The sequence below is a fragment of the Haloferax sp. Atlit-48N genome (assembly GCF_003383015.2).
Lineage (GTDB): Archaea > Halobacteriota > Halobacteria > Halobacteriales > Haloferacaceae > Haloferax > Haloferax volcanii.
On the sequence record NZ_CP137689.1, the window covers coordinates 2327963 to 2346051 of the forward strand.

At 62.8% G+C, this 18089-nt stretch carries 18 protein-coding genes; 10 read left to right on the forward strand and 8 right to left on the reverse strand.

Annotated elements, in window-relative coordinates; all coding sequences use genetic code 11:
• Nucleotides 1-53: 53 nt before the first annotated feature.
• Together DEQ67_RS12495 and DEQ67_RS12500 are read right to left on the reverse strand one after the other, a co-directional pair.
• Nucleotides 54-974: a carbohydrate ABC transporter permease gene (locus DEQ67_RS12495; protein ID WP_004062769.1), complete on the reverse strand. Its 921-nt coding sequence runs from the start codon at nt 972-974 to the stop codon at nt 54-56.
• Nucleotides 971-1915: a carbohydrate ABC transporter permease gene (locus DEQ67_RS12500; protein WP_006601242.1), complete on the reverse strand. Its 945-nt coding sequence runs from the start codon at nt 1913-1915 to the stop codon at nt 971-973. The genes DEQ67_RS12495 and DEQ67_RS12500 overlap by 4 nt, the downstream gene beginning before the upstream one ends.
• A gap of 179 nt (nt 1916-2094) precedes the next feature.
• On the opposite strand from DEQ67_RS12500, the gene DEQ67_RS12505 reads away from it, so the two are divergent.
• The gene (locus tag DEQ67_RS12505; protein ID WP_004062772.1) at nt 2095-2871 is read left to right on the forward strand and encodes an aldo/keto reductase; all 777 of its coding nucleotides are present in this window, start codon (nt 2095-2097) and stop codon (nt 2869-2871) included.
• Between the two features lie 236 nt (nt 2872-3107).
• Here the strand turns inward: DEQ67_RS12505 and DEQ67_RS12510 are convergent, their stop codons facing one another.
• Nucleotides 3108-4043: a dihydrodipicolinate synthase family protein gene (locus tag DEQ67_RS12510; protein ID WP_004062773.1), complete on the reverse strand. Its 936-nt coding sequence runs from the start codon at nt 4041-4043 to the stop codon at nt 3108-3110.
• 133 nt (nt 4044-4176) lie between these two features.
• Nucleotides 4177-5388 carry an ABC transporter substrate-binding protein gene (locus DEQ67_RS12515; RefSeq protein WP_004062774.1) on the reverse strand — a complete coding sequence of 404 codons (1212 nt, stop codon included), beginning with the start codon at nt 5386-5388 and terminating at the stop codon, nt 4177-4179.
• A gap of 303 nt (nt 5389-5691) precedes the next feature.
• Between DEQ67_RS12515 and DEQ67_RS12520 the strand changes: the two genes are divergently transcribed.
• Nucleotides 5692-6930 (forward strand): four-carbon acid sugar kinase family protein, encoded by a 1239-nt coding sequence (locus DEQ67_RS12520; RefSeq protein WP_115891438.1) that lies wholly within the window; start codon nt 5692-5694, stop codon nt 6928-6930.
• On the forward strand, nt 6930-7937 hold the full coding sequence (pdxA, locus tag DEQ67_RS12525) for a 4-hydroxythreonine-4-phosphate dehydrogenase PdxA (RefSeq protein ID WP_008605501.1): 1008 nt from the start codon (nt 6930-6932) through the stop codon (nt 7935-7937). Before DEQ67_RS12520 ends, pdxA begins: the two co-directional genes overlap by 1 nt.
• A 68-nt stretch (nt 7938-8005) precedes the next feature.
• Here the strand turns inward: pdxA and DEQ67_RS12530 are convergent, their stop codons facing one another.
• The 3 genes from DEQ67_RS12530 to DEQ67_RS12540 form a co-directional block, all read right to left on the reverse strand.
• Nucleotides 8006-8770 (reverse strand): IclR family transcriptional regulator, encoded by a 765-nt coding sequence (locus DEQ67_RS12530; protein WP_004062777.1) that lies wholly within the window; start codon nt 8768-8770, stop codon nt 8006-8008.
• Nucleotides 8771-9425: 655 nt separating this feature from the next.
• Entirely contained in the window at nt 9426-10886 is a 1461-nt protein-coding gene (locus tag DEQ67_RS12535) for an FGGY family carbohydrate kinase (protein ID WP_008605504.1), read from the reverse strand.
• 347 nt (nt 10887-11233) lie between these two features.
• On the reverse strand, nt 11234-11995 hold the full coding sequence (locus tag DEQ67_RS12540; protein ID WP_004041991.1) for an IclR family transcriptional regulator: 762 nt from the start codon (nt 11993-11995) through the stop codon (nt 11234-11236).
• A gap of 212 nt (nt 11996-12207) precedes the next feature.
• On the opposite strand from DEQ67_RS12540, the gene DEQ67_RS12545 reads away from it, so the two are divergent.
• The 7 genes from DEQ67_RS12545 to DEQ67_RS12575 all read left to right on the forward strand — a co-directional run bounded on the left by DEQ67_RS12545 (nt 12208) and on the right by DEQ67_RS12575 (nt 17227).
• The gene (locus DEQ67_RS12545; protein ID WP_115891437.1) at nt 12208-12633 is read left to right on the forward strand and encodes a secondary thiamine-phosphate synthase enzyme YjbQ; all 426 of its coding nucleotides are present in this window, start codon (nt 12208-12210) and stop codon (nt 12631-12633) included.
• A gap of 2 nt (nt 12634-12635) precedes the next feature.
• Nucleotides 12636-13412 (forward strand): class I fructose-bisphosphate aldolase, encoded by a 777-nt coding sequence (locus DEQ67_RS12550; RefSeq protein WP_115891436.1) that lies wholly within the window; start codon nt 12636-12638, stop codon nt 13410-13412.
• 28 nt (nt 13413-13440) lie between these two features.
• The gene (locus tag DEQ67_RS12555; RefSeq protein WP_004062781.1) at nt 13441-14118 is read left to right on the forward strand and encodes a triose-phosphate isomerase; all 678 of its coding nucleotides are present in this window, start codon (nt 13441-13443) and stop codon (nt 14116-14118) included.
• Nucleotides 14119-14224: 106 nt separating this feature from the next.
• Nucleotides 14225-14521, forward strand: coding sequence for a PTS sugar transporter subunit IIB (locus tag DEQ67_RS12560; RefSeq protein WP_004062782.1), 297 nt, complete (start codon nt 14225-14227; stop codon nt 14519-14521).
• A gap of 172 nt (nt 14522-14693) precedes the next feature.
• Nucleotides 14694-16136 (forward strand): PTS galactitol transporter subunit IIC, encoded by a 1443-nt coding sequence (locus DEQ67_RS12565; protein ID WP_115803086.1) that lies wholly within the window; start codon nt 14694-14696, stop codon nt 16134-16136.
• 115 nt (nt 16137-16251) lie between these two features.
• A complete protein-coding gene (locus DEQ67_RS12570; protein ID WP_004062784.1) occupies nt 16252-16713 on the forward strand; it encodes a PTS sugar transporter subunit IIA in 462 nt (153 codons plus the stop codon).
• Nucleotides 16714-16945: 232 nt separating this feature from the next.
• Nucleotides 16946-17227, forward strand: a complete 282-nt coding sequence (locus DEQ67_RS12575; RefSeq protein ID WP_013035533.1) for an HPr family phosphocarrier protein — start codon at nt 16946-16948, stop codon at nt 17225-17227.
• A gap of 579 nt (nt 17228-17806) precedes the next feature.
• Here the strand turns inward: DEQ67_RS12575 and DEQ67_RS12580 are convergent.
• Nucleotides 17807-18010: a hypothetical protein gene (locus DEQ67_RS12580; protein WP_144858712.1), complete on the reverse strand. Its 204-nt coding sequence runs from the start codon at nt 18008-18010 to the stop codon at nt 17807-17809.
• Nucleotides 18011-18089 lie beyond the last annotated feature (79 nt).

Below are 18089 nucleotides of genomic sequence, written 5' to 3' on the forward strand. Positions count from 1 at the left end.
ATTCTCAGCTCGACTGCGAGCGAAAAACGAGGGCACAGGACTGCGGTCAAGCGTTACATCTGTCCGCCGACTTCGAAGCCTTCGAGGAGGTACTTCTGGAGCGCGAAGACGAAGATGAACGCCGGGATTACCATCATCACGCTCGCGGCCATCACCTCCCCCCAGAGCGTCTGCTTCTGTATCGTGAACATGTGGATACCGACGGTCAGCGGCCAGTTCTCACTGGTCGGCATGATGATGCGGGGAATCGTGTACGCCCCCCACGCCGTCGCGTACGAGAAAATCGCGACCGCGATGACGCCGGGCTTCGCCATCGGCAGTGCGATCTCGTAGAACGCGCGGAACGGCGACGCGCCGGCCATCTGAGCGGATTCCTCGAGCGAGATGGGGACGTTCTGGAAGAACTTCCACATCAGCCAGATACCGAACGGAAGCGCCGTCGCCGTGACCGCAAGAATGAGACCGAGGTGACTGTTGATGAGGCCGATGCGACTCCAGAAGATGAACATCGGGATCGCGAGGAGAATCTGCGGGAACATGTACCCGAAGAGGATGATTCTCGCGAACGTCTTCTTGTGTGGGATGTCGATGCGCGTGAGCCCGTAGCCGGCCAGCGTCGACATCGACGTCGTGACGCCGACGACGCCGACCGAGAGAATCATGCTGTTCGTGAAGTACGTCGGGAAGTTCGTCCCCTCGAACGTATTGACGAAGTTCTCGACGGAGAACGTCTGCGGCAACAGCGTCTGCGGAACGTTGTAGATCATGTCGGTCGGCCGCAGCGCCGTGCTGACCATCCAGAAGATGGGGAAGATGACGACGAAGAGCAGCAGCACCAACAGGGCGTTCAAAAGCAGGTTCCACCCTCTCGACCGACCTTGGTGCGAGAGGTGCGTCAGCGGGTTCCACGGCTTGTCTACGGTTCGCTGCTTGACGCTCGACCACTTCCGCCCGATGTCGTTGCGGATGCTCATTCTGCACGCACCTCCGCGGACGGTTCGAAGATGCGGAAGTACAACACCGCCGCGACCAACAACACGAGGAACAACACGGTCGAGACGGCCGCCGCGATACCGAGTCGACTCGTCCCGAAGGCGACGTTGTACGCGTAGATGGGTGCGGTGGTCGTCGCCCCGCGAGGGCCGCCCTGAGTGAGGACCCAGATGTAGTCGAAGGTGTTGAACATCCATACCGCACGCAGCAGCAACACGATGAAGAACACGCCCTTCAGGTTCGGGAGGGTGATATCCCGGAAGCGTTGGTACGCCGTCGCACCGGACATCTTCGCGGCCTCGTAGAAGCTCTCCGGGATGGCCTGCAACCGAGCGAGCACCATCACCGTGACGAAGATGGAGTCTTTCCAACTACTCGTGAGAATCGCCGCGAGCATCGCAGAGCCCTGATTGCCGAAGAACGACACGTACCCCTCGGTGAGTCCGATCTGGACGGCGAGTTGGTTGACGATTCCCCACTGCGAGTTCAGCATCCAGAGCGCCATGAAGCCGATGACCGCGTTCGGGATGAGATACGGGAGAATCGCGAACGTCCGCGCGATGTTGACGAACTTGAACGACCGATTGAGTAGCAACGCGAGGGCGGTGCCGAAGACCACCTGAATGACGACCGAACCGCCCGCGTAGACGACCGACCGGCTGAGCGCATCGTAAAACGAATCGCTCGACAGGAGCGTCTCGAAGTTCGCGACACCGATCCACTGCCACTCGTTCGAGAACGCGTTGATGCTGAAGAAACTCGCGCCGATGACGCCGACAATCGGAACGAGATTCACGAACGTGAAGAGCAACATCGGCGGGAGAATCGTCAGCGCGGCCAGTACCTTCTTCTTCGAGAGGAACTCGAACGCCTCGTCTCGTAGTTGTCGAGCCCGAGAGCCATGCTTGTTGATTGTACTCATGGAACGTGCCAATTCTTCATGAACCAATGGTAAAAATCTTCCCATCACCGTAGTCATCGGGGTGAGTGAAAAGGACGAAACCAGGCGGAGCGCGACCCGACGAGACGTATCCGCCCCCATAGATTATTATAGGAGTATGCGAGAACGTACTGACGACCATGGTATTTGGAGAGCCGAGAGTGGGCTTCGGAACGTGGCAGAACACCGACCCGGACGCCTGTGCGGAGAGCGTCCGAACGGCGCTGGAGATGGGCTACCGCCACATCGACACGGCGCAGCTGTACGACAACGAAGCCTACGTGGGCGACGGAATCGAGCGTGCGGACGTCGACCGCGAGGAGATAACGCTGGGGACGAAACTCTGGCCAGGCGACCTCGCGTCCGACCGCGTCCCCGAAGCGGTCTCCGAGAGCCTCGACCGCCTCGGCGTGGACTACGTCGACGTCCTCTACGTGCACTGGCCGGCGAAAGACTACGACGCCGCGGACACGTTAGGCGCGTTCGCCGAACTCCGGGACGAGGGCCTGATTCGACACGTCGGCGTGAGTAACTTCACCGCCGACCTGCTCGACGAGGCGCAGGCCGCCTGCGACGTTCCAATCGCCGTCAATCAGGTCGAACTGCATCCGCTGCTCCCGCAACCGGACCTCATCGAGTACTGTCGCGGTCACGATATCGAAGTCGTCGCCTACTCGCCGCTCGCCCGCGGCGAGGTCTTCGAGATTCCGGAGATAACCGACATCGCCCGCGAAAACGGGCTCAGCGAGGCGCAGGTCGCCATCGCGTGGCTGCTCTCGAAAGACGGGGTCCACCCCATCCCGAAGGCGTCGAGCGAAGACCACATCCGTGGAAACCTCGAAGCCGCGGATATCGAACTCGCGTCGGACGAACTCGCTCGTATCGACGATATCGACCGCGAGCTACGAATCGCCGACCGAGACTGGGTCGACTGGTAACACCGACCCGAGAGCGGGCTTTTACGAACCGTCTGGAAGAACCACCAGCGGTGGCACACGAGTGACGGGTGCTGCGGGTTCCGAACCGAACACGCCTCGGGGTCGGTACCTAGGTGGCACAGAAAAGAAATCGGCAGGGGACGCCGACTGCACGCCGGGTCGTCGCAGGCAGGAGCGACACCGGAATCTGCGTCGCGGTTGGACGGCAGACAGATTCGGGGCGGGAGACGACTGCCCTAATCGTCGGCGGCGACCACTTCTCTGGCTCCTCGTTCGCGCATGTGTGCGACGGCCTGCTCGATTGCCGCGCGTTTCTCGTCGCCGTTCGTCACCTCGTCGAACGGGTGGAAGAGATGGCCCGGGTCGCGCCCGAGGACGTCGATGGCCGCTTTTTCGCCAGCGGGGAAGTTCGACTCGTAGTCTTCCATCGCGGCGCGGATGAGCGGCACGATAGAGAGGTGAAGCTCGCGAGCACGGTCGTAGTCGCCGCGTTGGGTGGCTTCCCAGATTTGGACGGAGATACGCGGGCAGACGCTGCTGATACCCACGATACCGCCGTTGACGCCCAGCGTGTATGTCGGGAACTGCGCGATGCTCATCCCACCGAGCACGAAGCCGTCGTCGCCGATGGCTCGGAGATAGCGCGTCAAGTTACCGAGCGTGCTACTGACCTTGATGCCGACGACTTCCGGAATCTCCCGGACGAGGTCGCCGACGAGTTCCGCGTCGAGGTCGAGCAACGACATGACGTCGTAAACGACGATCGGGAGCTCCGAGACGTCCGCAATCGCGCGGTAGTAGTCGCGAATCGAGTCGTTGTCAGCCATATGCGAGCCGGCGTACCCCGTCGGTGGCATCACCATGAGGAAGTCAGCGCCGGCGTCGCGAGCGAGCCCCGCTTTCGTGGTGGCCTCGCGCGTCTGCCGCGCGATGACTCCCGCGACCACGGGAACGGCGCCGTCGACTTCGTCGACCGCGACTTCGTAGAGGTGCTGGAGCTGGTCGTTGTTCATCCGCATCCCTTCGCCGGTGCTTCCGCCGACGACGACGCCGGAAACGCCGGCGTCGAGATGGTAGCGAATCTCGTCTCTGAACGCGTCGTCTTTCAGTTGGCCATCAGCGTCGAGCGGGGTGATAAGCGGGGGGTTTACGCCGTGAAGTTCGTTGGTCATCTGTTGTTGGGGTCGTGTGTGAATCGGTGTGTCGTTTGGAACGTAACGGAGTCCGCTGTCGCGGTTACGGGGCCTTCGACACGTCGAGACGGAGGCCTCCGGCGTCGGTGGCTGTGACGTGAGTCACGCATCGTTACGGCCCTTTCGCCTGGTTCAGCGACTCGCGGGCGCTCTCGGCGACCTGGTCGACCGCCTCGCCGGGTGCCATGTCCTCGCTGATCACGAGCGAGATGGCGGTCGAACCCGGTCGCGTCGTGAAGATCGAATCGACGTAGGGGTTCGGTGGGCTGGTCTCGTGCGCCGGCGGAATCGCGTCGGTGACAGATTTCCACGCCGCGATATCCTCGTCGGTGTAGGAGTCCGGGAGCTTCTCCCGCATGTCTATCTCCTCTTTTTGTTTCGGGTACAGCGGCGCGTTCTGGATGTTGATGTAGCGCTCGTAGTACTCCGGTTGGAAGATGAATCGGTCGAGGAACGTCTTCGCCATGTCCGTGTTCGACCCCTCGAACGAACAGATCGACTTGATGACGCCGAAGAACTCCCCGGGGCCGTCGGGTCCCGGAATCGGCTCGGCGCGGATGTGTTGGTGGAAGTCGCGGTCGCGTTCAATCGACTGAATCTTCGGCCGTGCACCGCCGTACGTCGTGTGCGCCGACGATTCGGTGTGAAGCGCGTTGATTCGCTCCTCACAGCCGATGTCCGAACCGGGACCCGTGTAGGGCTGGAGCCGTTTGCGGAATTCGAGCATCTCGATCCAGCGCTCGCGGTTCTCTCCTTGGTCGATAGAGACCACGACCTCGCCGTCGTCGTTCCGAGTCGCCATGTTCGCGCCGTTACTCCGAAGGAAGCACTGAGCGACGAGTTCGCTACAATAGTGCGTCGACCACGGGAGCAGCGTCGCATCGGTCACCTCGTCAGAGTTGCTGGCTTCCTCCATCCAACTGACCATGTTCTCCCAGGAGTCCGGCTTCGACTCGGCGATGTCCTCTCGGTACCATTGCAGGTAGGGAATCGCGAAGAAGGGAATCGTGTAATGCTCGCCGTCGCGTTTGAGAAACGACCGCTCGTGGGGCATGCCCAGTCGGTCCGTAACCGTCTCGACCAAGTCGGTCATCGGCGCGAGCGTCCCCTGATTCTGGAGCTGCGTCGATTGCGTCACCGACGTGGGGAACAGCTCCGGTGGGTTGCCGGACTGAATGAGCTGAATGATTCGCTCTTGGATGCTCTGGCCCTCCGCACCGCATTCGAGGGTGACTGACGCGCCCGTCCGGTTTTCGAACTCCGCGAACGCGTCCTCCCAGACGCGCTTGAACACGTCCGAACACTCGTCGGTGACGACGCGCATCTCGCGCCCGCTGTAATCCGGCCAACCGTTTTCCTGGACCGAACCGGTCGTACTTCCTTCCGTGGGCGTCGACCCTGAACCACCGCCACCGCCGCCGATACACCCCGCAAGCCCGGCGACCGCTGAGCCGCCGACGGCTCTCAGGACGTTTCTGCGTCGAGTGACACTCCTCTCGCTGTCTCGGCATTCGTTCGATGCCATGAAACCTGCTTCATGATTGTAATGTAAATACATTTCTAATCATTGTTGACATTTGTCACACAACGGCCGAACATTCATGAGGGCGGGGCGGAACCGGTCGGTATGACCGAGTTGCACGCAGTCGTCATCGCAGACGACATCACCGGAGCGAACGACACCGGCAGTCGATTCGCCAGTCGAGGGTATCGGACGGACGTCGCGTTCGACCCGAACGCACCGACGGACTGTGACGTTCTCGTCGTCGACACGGAGACGCGGGAAGCGCCGCCGACGGAGGCGTACGACTCGGTTCGAACCGTCGTGGCAGCACACGACGCGCCCGTCCTGTACAAGAAACTCGACTCGACGCTCCGCGGGAACGTCGCTGACGAACTGACGGCGCTCCTCGACGCCGCGACGCCGGACCTGCTGTTGCTCGCGCCGGCGTTTCCGGCGAACGGACGGACGACGGAAGACGGCGTCCAACTGGTCGATGGGGACCCGGTCCTTCAGACGCTCACCGACTCGGAGAACCTCCCTTCGGCGTCATCCGTCGTGGATTTGCTCTCGTCGGTCCCGTACCCCGTCGAAACGATGCACACGGGCATCGTAGACGCGGGACGGCAGGCCGTCCGGTCGCGGCTCACCGAGATACACAGACGCCACAACGAACCGACCGTCGTCGTCGCCGACGCAACGTCGCAGACACACCTTCGGTCGCTCGCCGACGCGGCCGACCGGCTCGCCGCCGATATCGCCTACGCGGGGAGCGGCGGGCTCGCGGGGGCGTTGTCGCTCTCACCCACTGACGGGGACGAAGGGGCGGTACTCGGGGTCGTCGGGAGCGTCAGCGAGACCTCGTTCGAGCAACTCACCGCAGTCCCCGACGGTGCGCTCGTGGTACTGGACCCCGAGGCGATGCTCGAACGCCCCGAAGAAGCCGCGGCCTCTGCGCTCGGCCCGCTTCTCGACGCACAGCGCGTCCACGGCTTCGCTGTCGTCACGTCGGCCGCGTCTCCCGGGGCCGTCGACGCGGTACATCGGACCGCGGACGCGCTCGGACTCGACGAAAGCGCCGTCAAAGACCGAATCGCGACGGCGTTGCGCGAGACCGTCCGACGAGTCCACGAGTCGCGGCCACTGACCGGCCTGTTCACGACCGGCGGTTCGACGACTATCGCGGTGCTCGACGAACTCGACGCGACATCGCTCGACCTGACGGGAATCGAACTTTCGGAGGGGGTTCCGCTCACCAGAATTCGCGGCGGACCGGCGGACGAGACGTTGCTCGTGACCAAGGCGGGGTCGTTCGGTGAGCCGACGACAATAGTTAATTGCCTCGACTTCATCGGTACGCGGTGATGACGGAAGCAGAGAGACCCCTCGTCGGCGTGACGATGGGAGACCCCGGTGGTATCGGAAGCGAGATAATCGTCAAGGCAGCACCGCAGGTGACCGACGACGCGGACGTGGTCGTCATCGGTGACGCAGACGCGGTCCGGAACGCGGTAGCGCAGTGCGGGAGCGACCTGACCGTCGAGGCGGTCGACACCGTCGCTGACGTTCGGTCCGCCCCGTCGACGCTGCCCGTCCTCGACCTCGACAACGTCGCGTCGCTCGCTCACGGCGAAATCGACGAAGCGTACGGACGAGCCTCGCTGGAGTACGTCGAGCGCGCCATCGAACTCGCCATCGCAGGCGACATCGACGCCATCGCGACGGCTCCGATTCACAAGCAGGCGACGGCACGGGCCGGAAGTGAATTCGCGGGCCACACCGGGATGCTCGCGGCGTACACGGAGACGGACAACTACTCGATGATGCTCATCGAGGGAGGACTGCGCGTCACGCACGTGAGCACGCACGTCCCGCTCCGCGAGGCCTGCGACCTCGTGACGACCGAAAACGTCCGCGACACCATCACGGTCACCGCTCAGGGGTTGCGCGACCTGGGAATCGACGACCCGACGATCGCCGTCGCCGGCTTGAATCCCCACGCCGGAGAGGGCGGCCTCCTCGGAGCGGAAGACGACGACGCCATCGAACCGGCGGTCGAACAGGCCCGTGCGGCGGGCATCGACGCCGAAGGGCCCATTCCGCCGGACACCGTCTACGTCAAGGCGGCCGCCGGCGACTACGACTGCGTCGTCTCGATGTACCACGACCAGGGCCACATCCCCATCAAGATGCTCGGCTTCGACAGCACCGACACTGTCAGCGGCGTCAACATGACGGTCGGACTACCGATTATCAGGACGAGCGTCGACCACGGCACGGCGTTCGACATCGCGGGACAGGGAATCGCATCCGAGTCGAGCATGGTCGACGCGATTCGAACCGCCGCCCGCGTCGCCGTCGAGCGAGCGTGACGAACACGGAGCCCTCGTCAGGTGGTTTCGGCGGCTTTCCAACTGGCGTGGAAACATCGCATCGTCGGTTACGCGTGTTCTATCTTGAGTTCGATGATGTTGGTCCCGTTGAGAATCTTGTGTGAGAGTTCCTCTTCGACGCGGTCGTCCCGGAGTTTGTTCGACGGGACGGTCACGCTGATCGCGCCGACCGGGTTGCCTTCGATGTCCTGAATCGGCGCGCCGACACAGCTGATGCCCACGTCGCCTTCGTCTCGCTCGATAGCGTACCCGCGTTCTCGTGTGGCGTCGAGTTCCTCGAAGAGCGCCTCGCGCGTGTTGACGGTGTTTTCGGTGACCGCTCGAAGCCCCCACTTGTCGACGATGTCGTTCACCTCGTCGTCGGAGAAACACGAGAGGATGGCCCGCCCGAAGGCCGGTCGGTGGAGGTACGAGTGCTTCCCCACGGGCGCGAGGTCGACGGCGGCGTTGTCGCCGCGCGCCATGAAAATCACGACGCCGCGACCGCTCTCCTCGATTGCGAGATTGACAAGTTCACCGGTCTCTTTCGCCAAGTCGTGGACGACCTTTCGCCCGTGTCGGTAGACCGGAAGTCGCTCTCGAATCTTGCCCCCGTAGTGGAGGAACTGAAGCGAGAGTCGGTACTTGCTGTCCTCCTTGACGACGTACTCGTTCTCTCGGAGCGTTTGTAGGTGGACGTAGACGGTGCTCGTCGGGAGTCCGGTTCGCTCCGACAGTTCCGTCACCCCGAGTGAGTCCTCCTCCACTAGCGCCTCGACGATTTCGAGAGTCCGTTCAACCGCCTCGAGCGTTCGTGGTTCGTTGGTTGCCATACGATAACACACTGTTTCCAACCTGATTAAATATTTGGGTTTGAAGCATAGTTGAGCACGGTTATCACCGCTGAATCGAACACTAGCCGAGAAAGCGACCCTAGGTCGGGGTATCGGCTGTCTCACCGGCCACCATTCGGCGTAGGGCTCTCCGTCTCCGTCTCGAAACGGGACCGTTGCATGCAGAGAAGCGCTTTCAGAACGTCCGCCTCCGTGTGCGACAAGTGGACGGTTCCGGAATCGTCTGCGTTGTAATGCCACGATTACGAACGGTTCGGGTCGAGAGTTTCGTTTCCACTCCGAGTGAAAGCACTAAACGGTACGAGTTGCACTGCGTGGGGACTTGCTCCGTGATAGCCACGCGAACGCACGGTTTCGAGTGTCGTTGGAGTGGTTCGGCGGCGAGCGAGCGACCCGCGGAACCGTAACGCCGATTGGAATGGTCGCCGCTGGTCGGAGCCGCCGTGCATCGCTTTCCACGTGAGTTGGAAACCGTTTCGGAGCGAGCGGTCACGCGCTTCGCTCGGATACGAGATAGGCAGTATCGATTACAGGTGTATGCTTGTAATACATCGACGGATTACGGTTCCCGCGTCCGTGCCGTCGACGCGGTCGGTCGTCGTCCAGTCGGCGGGCCACGCCGTCACGGTCGATGTCACTCCCGTTGATAGAACGCCGCGATGTCCCGCCATCGGTCGAAGTACGCCTCTTTTTGCGTATCGAAGTCCGCGCTGACCGACGGGTCCGGCTCGATAACGTCACGCTCTCGGAGGAGGTTTTCCGCCGCCGTCTCGACGTCGCTGTAAATCGACGTGATGAGCGCGGGAGCCATGACCGCGCCGGCAGTCGTTCGCGGTTCCATCTCGACGACCGGGCGGTCCCATATCGACGCCCGGAGCGTGTTCCACCAGTCGTAGTTGCCGTCGAGCGTCGGCGTCCCGTCGTTGATGACGAGCACGCGGTCGATGTCCGTGTCGAAGTGTTCTTCGACCAGCGAGATGTACGTCCACTCGGTCAGGATGATGCCGGTAATGAGCCCGCGCGCCAGTCGGCCGTGGACCTCCTCGGTCGACAGGGAGTTGTCGTAGTTGAGGCCGAGGAGCGACCCCGCGACGTCGGCGTCGAAAAACGGGCTTCGGTTGCCCTTGAGGAACACCTCGTAGCCGTGGCCACTCGGGACTTGTCGGGCGAGTTCGAGCCCGCGCTCCGGCGTGCAGTTGAGGACGCGGTCGAAGAACCATCGGAGGAGGTTGCCGGTGTCGAACGACGCACCTGGCAGATAGCCGTCGATAGGGTGGCGGTGGTAGTACAGCGCCGGGTGGGGCGAGACGGACTCCGAGACGTACTTGACGACGCTCGACGCGCCGAAGGTGATGCTGAAGTCCCCGGGTTTGACGCCGCCGTTCGCCAGCACCGAGGCGTTGCCGTCAGTGAGCCCCTGAAAGAGTTTGATACCGTCGAAGTCGGTCCGCTCGGCCAACTGACCGTCGGCGACCCCGATGAACGAGCCGGGGGGGCGAATCGCCGGAAAGAGCGACCGAGGCAGGTCGAGCGTCTCGAACAGCGACTCGAACCACGTGGGGAGTGGCGTCGTCACGTCGGCGCCGAACTTCAACGCGTTCGTCCAGTCGGTCTCGATATCGCGCCACGGCGTCGACGCGTCGAATCGGAGCCGGTACAACAGCCACGTCGTCGGGCTGAGAATCCACTCCACCCGCTGGAACTTTTCGGGGTGCTCCTCGCGAAGCTTCAGAATCTTCGGAAGAGGGCTGGTCGGAGAAAACGCGATATTCTGGTTAATCGAGAGGTCAGACAGGTCGAGGTCGCGGAGCTTCGACGCCTGTTCGGGCGCGGAATCGAAGTACATCTGCGGGGGGAACACCGGCTCGCCGTACTTGTCGACGAGCACGGCGGTCCCCGACGTACTCGCGACCGAGCCGATGCCGGTCTGCGGGAGCGCCGGCGCCGCCTCGTGGAGCGCTCGCTCCCATGCGAGCGTCGTCTGCTCGGCGACGGGTGCCTCACCGCCGGCGAGTCGTTCGCCGTCGGTGCTGTACACATCGACATGCACGCTCGCGGTACCGAGATGAACGCCGACCAGTTGCGGGCTCTCCATACCACGCTGTCACGCAGGACGCCATTAAATCCTTCCGAGGATGGTACCTCGACGAGGGCGCGAGGGCGCAGTTCGGCCGACTGGCAACAGCGGGGTTCAGTTGGCAATAGTTAGCATACGCTCTAGCGGAGAGCATATCTGGGTGACAAATGGCTCCGGTTCGGGAGAATACAATTAGATAACCGCAGAGAGAAGAGACATAATCTGATAGACCGTAATTATTGTTGGAGTAGCATGCATTCTGTATTTAAGAACGAATGTACACTCAGACTGAACAACACCGTCAGAGCCGGCGGCGACTTGCAAGAGCCGTCGAGATATTCATTACAACTGTATTCTTGTAATCTTTAGTGGTTCGTGTGGAGTTCGATGACGTTGGCGGCGCTCTGGACGATGTCGGGAACCTCGTCGGTGAACCGCTCGTTATTCATGCGGCTGACGGGTTGCGAGACGCTGATTGCACCCAGGACGGTCCCGTCTTTCGCGATGATGGGGGCGCCAACGCATCGGAGCCCTCTGATGAGTTCCTCGTTGTCCACGGCATAGCCCCGGTCGCGGACCGTCGCCAACTGTGCGTCGAGTTCCGCTCTGTCGGTAATCGTCTGGTCGGTCTCCGCGGGAAGGCCGTGTTCCTCGATGATTTCGTCGACGCGCTCGGACGGGAGGTGCGCCAGTATCGCCTTTCCGAGACCGATGGCGTGGAGCGGCCGTCTGAGGCCGGGGTAGATGTCTAAATCGACCGCCCGCTCACCCTGTTCGGAGGCGAGATAGACGCCCTGTCCGTACTCCTCGACCATCAGGTTCGCGAGCTCACCGGTCTGGGACGCCAACCGGTGGACCTCCCGCTTCGCCACCTGATACAGCGGGTGGCGGTGCTGTACGTATCCCCCGAACCCGAGCAGGCGGAGACTCAGTTCGTAATCGGTCCCGTCGCGGACGACGAACTTCTCGGCTTCGAGCGTGCTGAGGTGGTTGTGAACCGTGCTCTTGTTCATCCCGAGTTCCCGCGCGAGGAACGTCACACTGCTCGACCCGTGTTCTCGAAGCGCGTCGAGCACCCGAATCGTCTTCCGACTCGTTTCGATCCGGTTGGGCGCGTTTTCTGTCATAACTGCGTGTCGTCGAGGCAACCCTAAATAGTTTGTTCCACCGAGCAGAACAACTGTTCGACTCGGTGAGACAATGGAGCGAACCACCGACACCGTCCGAACGGTGGTTGTAGAAGGGAGAGCCCAAGATATCTGCCGCCTAACGGTCGCTGTGCGGCGTTCGGGAGATTGTCGGCAAAAACTATTTACGCTCACTCCCTGAGCTACGGTGTATGGAGATACAGACAGAGAGCTTCTCCATCGAGAGCCACAGCAGGTTCGAGATTCTGAGCGTCACTCCCGAGGTGGAAGCGACCATCGAGGACCTCGGCGTGACCAATGGACTCGTGTACGTGTCGACGCCCCACACGTCTGCGGCGCTCTCGACCAACGAGTACGAAGAGAAGCTCCTCGACGACATGATTGACAAGTTCAAGGAGATAGCCCCCCCGGACGACGGCTACTACCACGACCTCGACCACATCACCGCGGGCGAGCAGCCGAACGCCCACGCGCACCTCATCTCCGCGATGATCAAGCGACCGGTCCTTCTCGTCCTCCGCGACGGGGAGCTCGACCTCGGGACCTGGGAAGAGGTCATGTTCTTCGAACTGTGCGGCCCGCGCGAGCGAACGATTACCACGACGATTCTACGATAACCATGACGGACCAACGACTCGGACAATCGGTGACTGTCGCCATCGACCACGGCCTCCATTGGGGTTCGCTTGAGGGGTTCGAGGACCCCGCGGCGCTCCTCGACACGGTGTTGGACGCCGGCCCCGACGGTATCCTGGCGAGCGTGCCGTTTCTGAAGCGCTTCGAGGACCGAATCGACGCCGCCGACGTCCACACCATCGGCACGCTCGACCTCCTGTACGACTCGACGATGCCGGGCGACGTCGAGAACGCCGAAATCCACTCCCAGGTGTTCAGCGTCGAGGACTGCGCCGAGGTGGCCGACGCCGCGAAAGTCGCGCTCGTCTTCGGGCGGGAGAGTCCCGACGTGCTGAAGGAGAACGCCGAGTTCGTCGCGGCCGCGGCCGAAGACTGCGACGACGCGGGGATTCCGCTCATCGTCGAGCCCACACTCTGGGGCCAGCGCGCTGACGACGAGTTCGACACCGACTACCTCGTCAACGCCAACCGCCTCGGCTTCGAACTCGGCGCGGACATCCTGAAGACCCCGTACCCGCCCACGGGCTTCGAGCGCATCGTGCACAACGCGCCGGTGCCGACGTACATCGCCGGCGGCCCCACCGTCGAGACGGACCGAGAGGTACTGGAGATGGTCCACGGTGCCGTCGAGGCCGGTTCGCAGGGCGTGATGTTCGGCCGGAACGTCTGGCAGCGGGACGACCCCGCGGCCATCATCGACGCGCTCTCGGCCATCGTCCACGAGGGCGCGACTATCGAGGAGGCGGCGACGCTGTTATGACTCCCCGAGGTAGTTCCCGGACCCGCTCATGAACCTTCCGTACCCCCACTTTCAGGTCAACTTCAAGGTGTATCCGGACACGAGCGGCGAGGACGCGCTCGCGTTCGCGCGGCTGCTCGAAACGATAGAGGCGGAGACCGACGCGCGCTTCGTGTTGACGCCGCAACTGCCGGACATCCGGCTGATAACCGAACACACCGACCTCGCCGTCACCGCGCCCGCGATGGACGCCGTCGAGCCCGGTCGCGGGATGGGGAAAATCCTCCCGGAGACCGTCGCAGACGCGGGGGCCGACGGCGTCGTCATCAACCACGCGGAGAACCGCGACACGCTGTCCGACCTCGTGTGGAAAATCGAGCGCTGTCGCGACCTGGACCTCGACTCGGTCGTCTGCGTCGACAGCATCGAGATGGGTCGCGCGGTCGCGGAGTTCGACCCCGACTCGATGATATACGAGATGCCCGAGGACATCTCGTCGGACCGCGCGATTACGCAGACGCACCCCGACCGCGTTCGCGACTTCATGTCGATGGTCGAGACGGAGAATCCGCGCACTCGCGTCCTCGTCGGCGGCGGCATCTCGACCGCCGAAGATGTCCGCCTCGCCTTCGAACAGGGAGGTCACGCGACCGGTGCCGCGTCGGCCGTGTCGCTCGCGTCGGAGCCGGAGCCGCTCCTCCGCGACATCGCCGCGAGTTTCCCCTGAGACGGCCGCCGACGGCAGACAGTCCCGTCTCGCTCCGCTCGGGACTGCGGCGCGTCGGACCGGCGCAATCTTTTTAGTGGTCATCGATGATGTGCAATACACGACAATGACAGCGAAAAACATCCTCGTAGTGTGTGGCACATCGGTTGCGACGTCGACGGTCGTCAAGGAAGCGCTGAAAGAGAAGCTCCCGGAGCGCGGCCTCGACATCGGGACCATCGCCAAGGCGAAGGCGACGGAAGCCCCCGGCAAGGTCTCGTCGGGGAACTTCGACCTCATCGTCACCACGACGCAACTCAACGAAGACAAGTTCGACATCCCGGTCATCCACACGACGGCGTTCATGACCGGTATCGGCCAAGACGAGGTCCTCGACGACATCGCCGCGGCGCTCGAAGGCTGACCGATACGTCGCCGACACGAATCTTTCACGAATGACAGCAACATTTATGTAGAGACACTCTCATTCTGAGACAGGGTTGTGAGTTAATAACATGGCAGTACCAGACGTATTCTTACAGAGTGGTGTGAGTTCCCTGTTGAATTCTATCAACAGCGTAATCCAATCGTTGGGCGTGAGCGTCCTCCTGCCGATAATCATCTTCCTCATCGCGCTCGCGTTCCGGGTGGACGTGTTGAAGGCGGCGCGCTCGTCCATCCTCATCGGCATCGGCTTCATCGGCATCAATCTCGTCATCGGGCTGTTCAGCGAGAACATCAGTCCGCTGGCCCAACAGATGGTCGAGGTGACCGGCATCACGCTTCCGGCGGTCGACGTCGGCTGGCCCGCCGCCGCCGCCATCGCCTTCGGTATCGCGGAACTCGGCGTCTGGATGATTCCGCTGTTCGTGGTGATGAACCTCGTCCTCTTCGCTATCGGCTTCACGTACACGCTCAACGTGGACATCTGGAACTACTGGCACTTCGCCTTCATCGGCGGACTGGTCTACATGAGCACGAACAACTGGCTGTACTCGGTGGCGGTCGGGCTGACGCTGGGGCTGTTCGTCCTCGTGGCCGCGGACTGGACGCAACCGGCCGTCGAGGAGACGTTCGACACGCCCGGAATCTCCATTCCGCACGGGACCTCGGCACCCTACGCCGTCACCGCGATTCCGATTCACTGGGCGGTGGATAAGACGCCGCTCGGGAACATCGAAGCCGACCCCGACGCGATTCAAGACCGGTTCGGCATCCTCGGCGAACCAATCTTCGTCGGCCTCGCCATCGGACTCGTCATCGGTATCGCCGCCTACAGTAACGCGCTCTTCGTCGCCGAGAGCTGGTACGCCATCCTCACCGCCGGCATCTCGTTCGCCGCGGTGATGCACATCCTCCCGATGATGGTCGGCATCCTCATGGAGGGGCTGACGCCGCTTTCGGAGTCGATTCGGAACTACATGACCTCGCGGTTCGAAGACCGCGACATGGCGATTGGCCTCGACTCGGCTATCCTCATCGGCCACGAGTCGGTCATCGCGTCCAGCCTGCTCATCGTCCCCATCGCCATCGTGATGTCGATTATCCTCCCCGGCAACGACGTGCTGTGGGGAATCGACCTGGCGACGTTCCCGTTCTTCTTCGCGCTGATGGTCCCTATCATGAACGGCAACATCGTGAAGATGGTCGTCACGGGCACCATCCTGCTGGTTCCGCTGCACTACATCTCCTCCGCGGTGGCTCCGCTCCTGACGCAGGCGGCTGGGAGCGCGGGCTTCGACCTCGGTGGTCGCGGGCTCATCACGTCGCCCGTCGCTGACGCGGGGTCGCCCGCGACGGGCATTCTGGCCCTCATCCCGGCACCGGTCGCCCTCGCGGTCGGACTCGTCGTCGTCCTCGGCATCTGGGTCGCGCTTCGGATGTGGCCCCAGCGGATGTACATGGTCGCCGGCGCGTCCGAAGAGAAAGCGCGGGAGACCGTCGAACGTCGTCACACCGGCAAAGGCGGCGGCCTCCTGCCCAACAAACTCGGCTCGACCGTCGACGCCTCGGGCGCAGAGGGTCGCTCCGACGACTGACCGCGCAGTTACCCGTCGGTGTCCGCGACTCGACCGCGACGAGTCGCCGCGTTTTGCGGCATCGCCGGCGAACCGGTACCAACACTTTTCTCGGAGACCCGCGTACGACTCATCGATGCGAACCGAAAGCCTCGAACTGACTGGCGAGACGGACGAAGCGGTCCTCACGGAACTCGGCGCGTACGCCTACGACCAAGGCTGGGCCGACAAGAGCTACGCGGACGCCCTTCTGGCACGCGAAGCCGATTACCCGACGGGACTCGACATCCCGACGATGGGGTTCGGTATCGCCATCCCCCACGCCGACCCCGACCACGTCACAGAACAGGCCGTGCTCCTCGGACTGCCGCCCGCGGGCGAGTCGATAGCGTTCCGGAGCATGGACAACCCCGACGAGCGCGTCGACGCCGAAGTCGTCGTGTTACTCCTCGTGACAGACACCGACGGGTACTCGTCGTTCCTCTCGAACCTCGCGAAACTCTTCCAGGCCGAGGAGTTCGCCGAACTGACGAAGCGCCGCGACGCCGACGGCCTGCTCGACCTCGTCGTCGAGCGCTGCGTCGATTTCGACGGTTGAAAGGGAGAAGACGACGCCGCGGAGTGGTGCTTCACGACGAGCGAGCGACCAGTACTCCACTTCACTCCATTCCACTCTCCTCCAGTTCTCAGTCGACGAGCGCTCGCACGTCCTCGCGGGTCTCGTCGCTGAGAGTCGCCTCGGCGAGCGCCGGCGTCGAGTCCGCGTCCGCCGGCAAAGGCGCTCGCCTAGCGGAAAAGCCTTAGTACCGGCGTGGGAAATGCCCGCACGGATGGCAGCGAAATCAGCGACAGTAGTCGTAGAGCACGAGACCGGTCTCCACGCACGCCCCGCGTCGATGTTCGTCCAGACGGCGTCGAAGTTCGAGACGGATATCTCCGTGCGGAAAGCCGGCGGGGAGACGGAAGTAGACGCCAAAAGCAGTATCGCCGTTCTCTCGCTCGGCGTCGGCCCGGACGAGGAAATCGTCATCACCGCCGACGGTAACGACGGCGAACAGGCCGTCGAGCGACTGGTCGAACTCGTCCGGAACGACTTCGACCTCGATACGTGAACCGCCTCGGAGTCAGGCCCCGAGGCACTCGCCTCGCGTATCCGTAGACGACCGCTCGGACTCGTGGCCGAGCCGACGCCCGACGACGGAATGGGCGCGACGAGTGACTACAAAGCCGCCTGCAACCGCGTCGGTGCTTCGACCGTGGAGGGGAGCGGCCTCGCGGAATCGGTCGCGATTCCCCCAGCCGAGTCTTAGATAGATACTTGATATTTTCCAATACTATCCAGATACTTTATGATTTCATCCGACAGTCCGAGAGCAAGCGATATATCTCGCATAGAGAAACTGAGAGTGGATTTAACCGCAGATTGAGATTTCAGACAGTCAGGAATCGCAGTCGTAGTCCGACGAAGCTATCTGAGTTTCTCGTCGCTCTCAAACGCGTTTATCGGGGTTTTCAGATATATCTCTCTACTCCGACGATATCGAATGGCATAATTTCTGATATGTATTACAAATGAGTAGGTCTGGTGACGAACTTGGGTCGCGGGATGCGTATGTGTCGCTACCGAGGAACGAGCGCCGTCACGCTGTGGTGGCCGCGTCACGACGGACTCGCCAAGGTCGGAGCGACGACTACTCGGTCGTCGTGTCGTTCGTCGCGGCCGGCGGGCTGAAGTCGCTCGGCGGTTCGGACCCGTTCGGTGGCTCGGACTCGTTCGGTGGCTCGCCCGGGCCGCCGCCACCGGCCGAAAACGAGTCGTCCGCGGCCGTTCCGCCGACCGCGAGCGCCTGCCGCCGCGTCAGCAACCGACCGACCGGTTCGTCGTCGGTGTCCATAGTCGTCTGTTCGCCGTCGGGGACGTCGCGGCGCACCCGACGGTCAGGCGGTCAAAAAACACGTGCCGAAGTGCGGCCT

Coding starts and splice junctions, on each gene's coding strand:
- DEQ67_RS12515 (WP_004062774.1), bottom strand. CDS start 5,388: ATGCGCGTCGTCACCGACGAGTGTTCGGACGTGTTCAAGCGCGTCTGG.
- DEQ67_RS12495 (WP_004062769.1), bottom strand. CDS start 974: ATGAGCATCCGCAACGACATCGGGCGGAAGTGGTCGAGCGTCAAGCAG.
- DEQ67_RS12545 (WP_115891437.1), top strand. CDS start 12,208: ATGGAGATACAGACAGAGAGCTTCTCCATCGAGAGCCACAGCAGGTTC.
- DEQ67_RS12540 (WP_004041991.1), bottom strand. CDS start 11,995: ATGACAGAAAACGCGCCCAACCGGATCGAAACGAGTCGGAAGACGATT.
- pdxA (WP_008605501.1), top strand. CDS start 6,930: ATGACGGAAGCAGAGAGACCCCTCGTCGGCGTGACGATGGGAGACCCC.
- DEQ67_RS12535 (WP_008605504.1), bottom strand. CDS start 10,886: ATGGAGAGCCCGCAACTGGTCGGCGTTCATCTCGGTACCGCGAGCGTG.
- DEQ67_RS12520 (WP_115891438.1), top strand. CDS start 5,692: ATGACCGAGTTGCACGCAGTCGTCATCGCAGACGACATCACCGGAGCG.
- DEQ67_RS12550 (WP_115891436.1), top strand. CDS start 12,636: ATGACGGACCAACGACTCGGACAATCGGTGACTGTCGCCATCGACCAC.
- DEQ67_RS12580 (WP_144858712.1), bottom strand. CDS start 18,010: ATGGACACCGACGACGAACCGGTCGGTCGGTTGCTGACGCGGCGGCAG.
- DEQ67_RS12575 (WP_013035533.1), top strand. CDS start 16,946: ATGGCAGCGAAATCAGCGACAGTAGTCGTAGAGCACGAGACCGGTCTC.
- DEQ67_RS12500 (WP_006601242.1), bottom strand. CDS start 1,915: ATGAGTACAATCAACAAGCATGGCTCTCGGGCTCGACAACTACGAGAC.
- DEQ67_RS12530 (WP_004062777.1), bottom strand. CDS start 8,770: ATGGCAACCAACGAACCACGAACGCTCGAGGCGGTTGAACGGACTCTC.
- DEQ67_RS12570 (WP_004062784.1), top strand. CDS start 16,252: ATGCGAACCGAAAGCCTCGAACTGACTGGCGAGACGGACGAAGCGGTC.
- DEQ67_RS12510 (WP_004062773.1), bottom strand. CDS start 4,043: ATGACCAACGAACTTCACGGCGTAAACCCCCCGCTTATCACCCCGCTC.
- DEQ67_RS12560 (WP_004062782.1), top strand. CDS start 14,225: ATGACAGCGAAAAACATCCTCGTAGTGTGTGGCACATCGGTTGCGACG.
- DEQ67_RS12555 (WP_004062781.1), top strand. CDS start 13,441: ATGAACCTTCCGTACCCCCACTTTCAGGTCAACTTCAAGGTGTATCCG.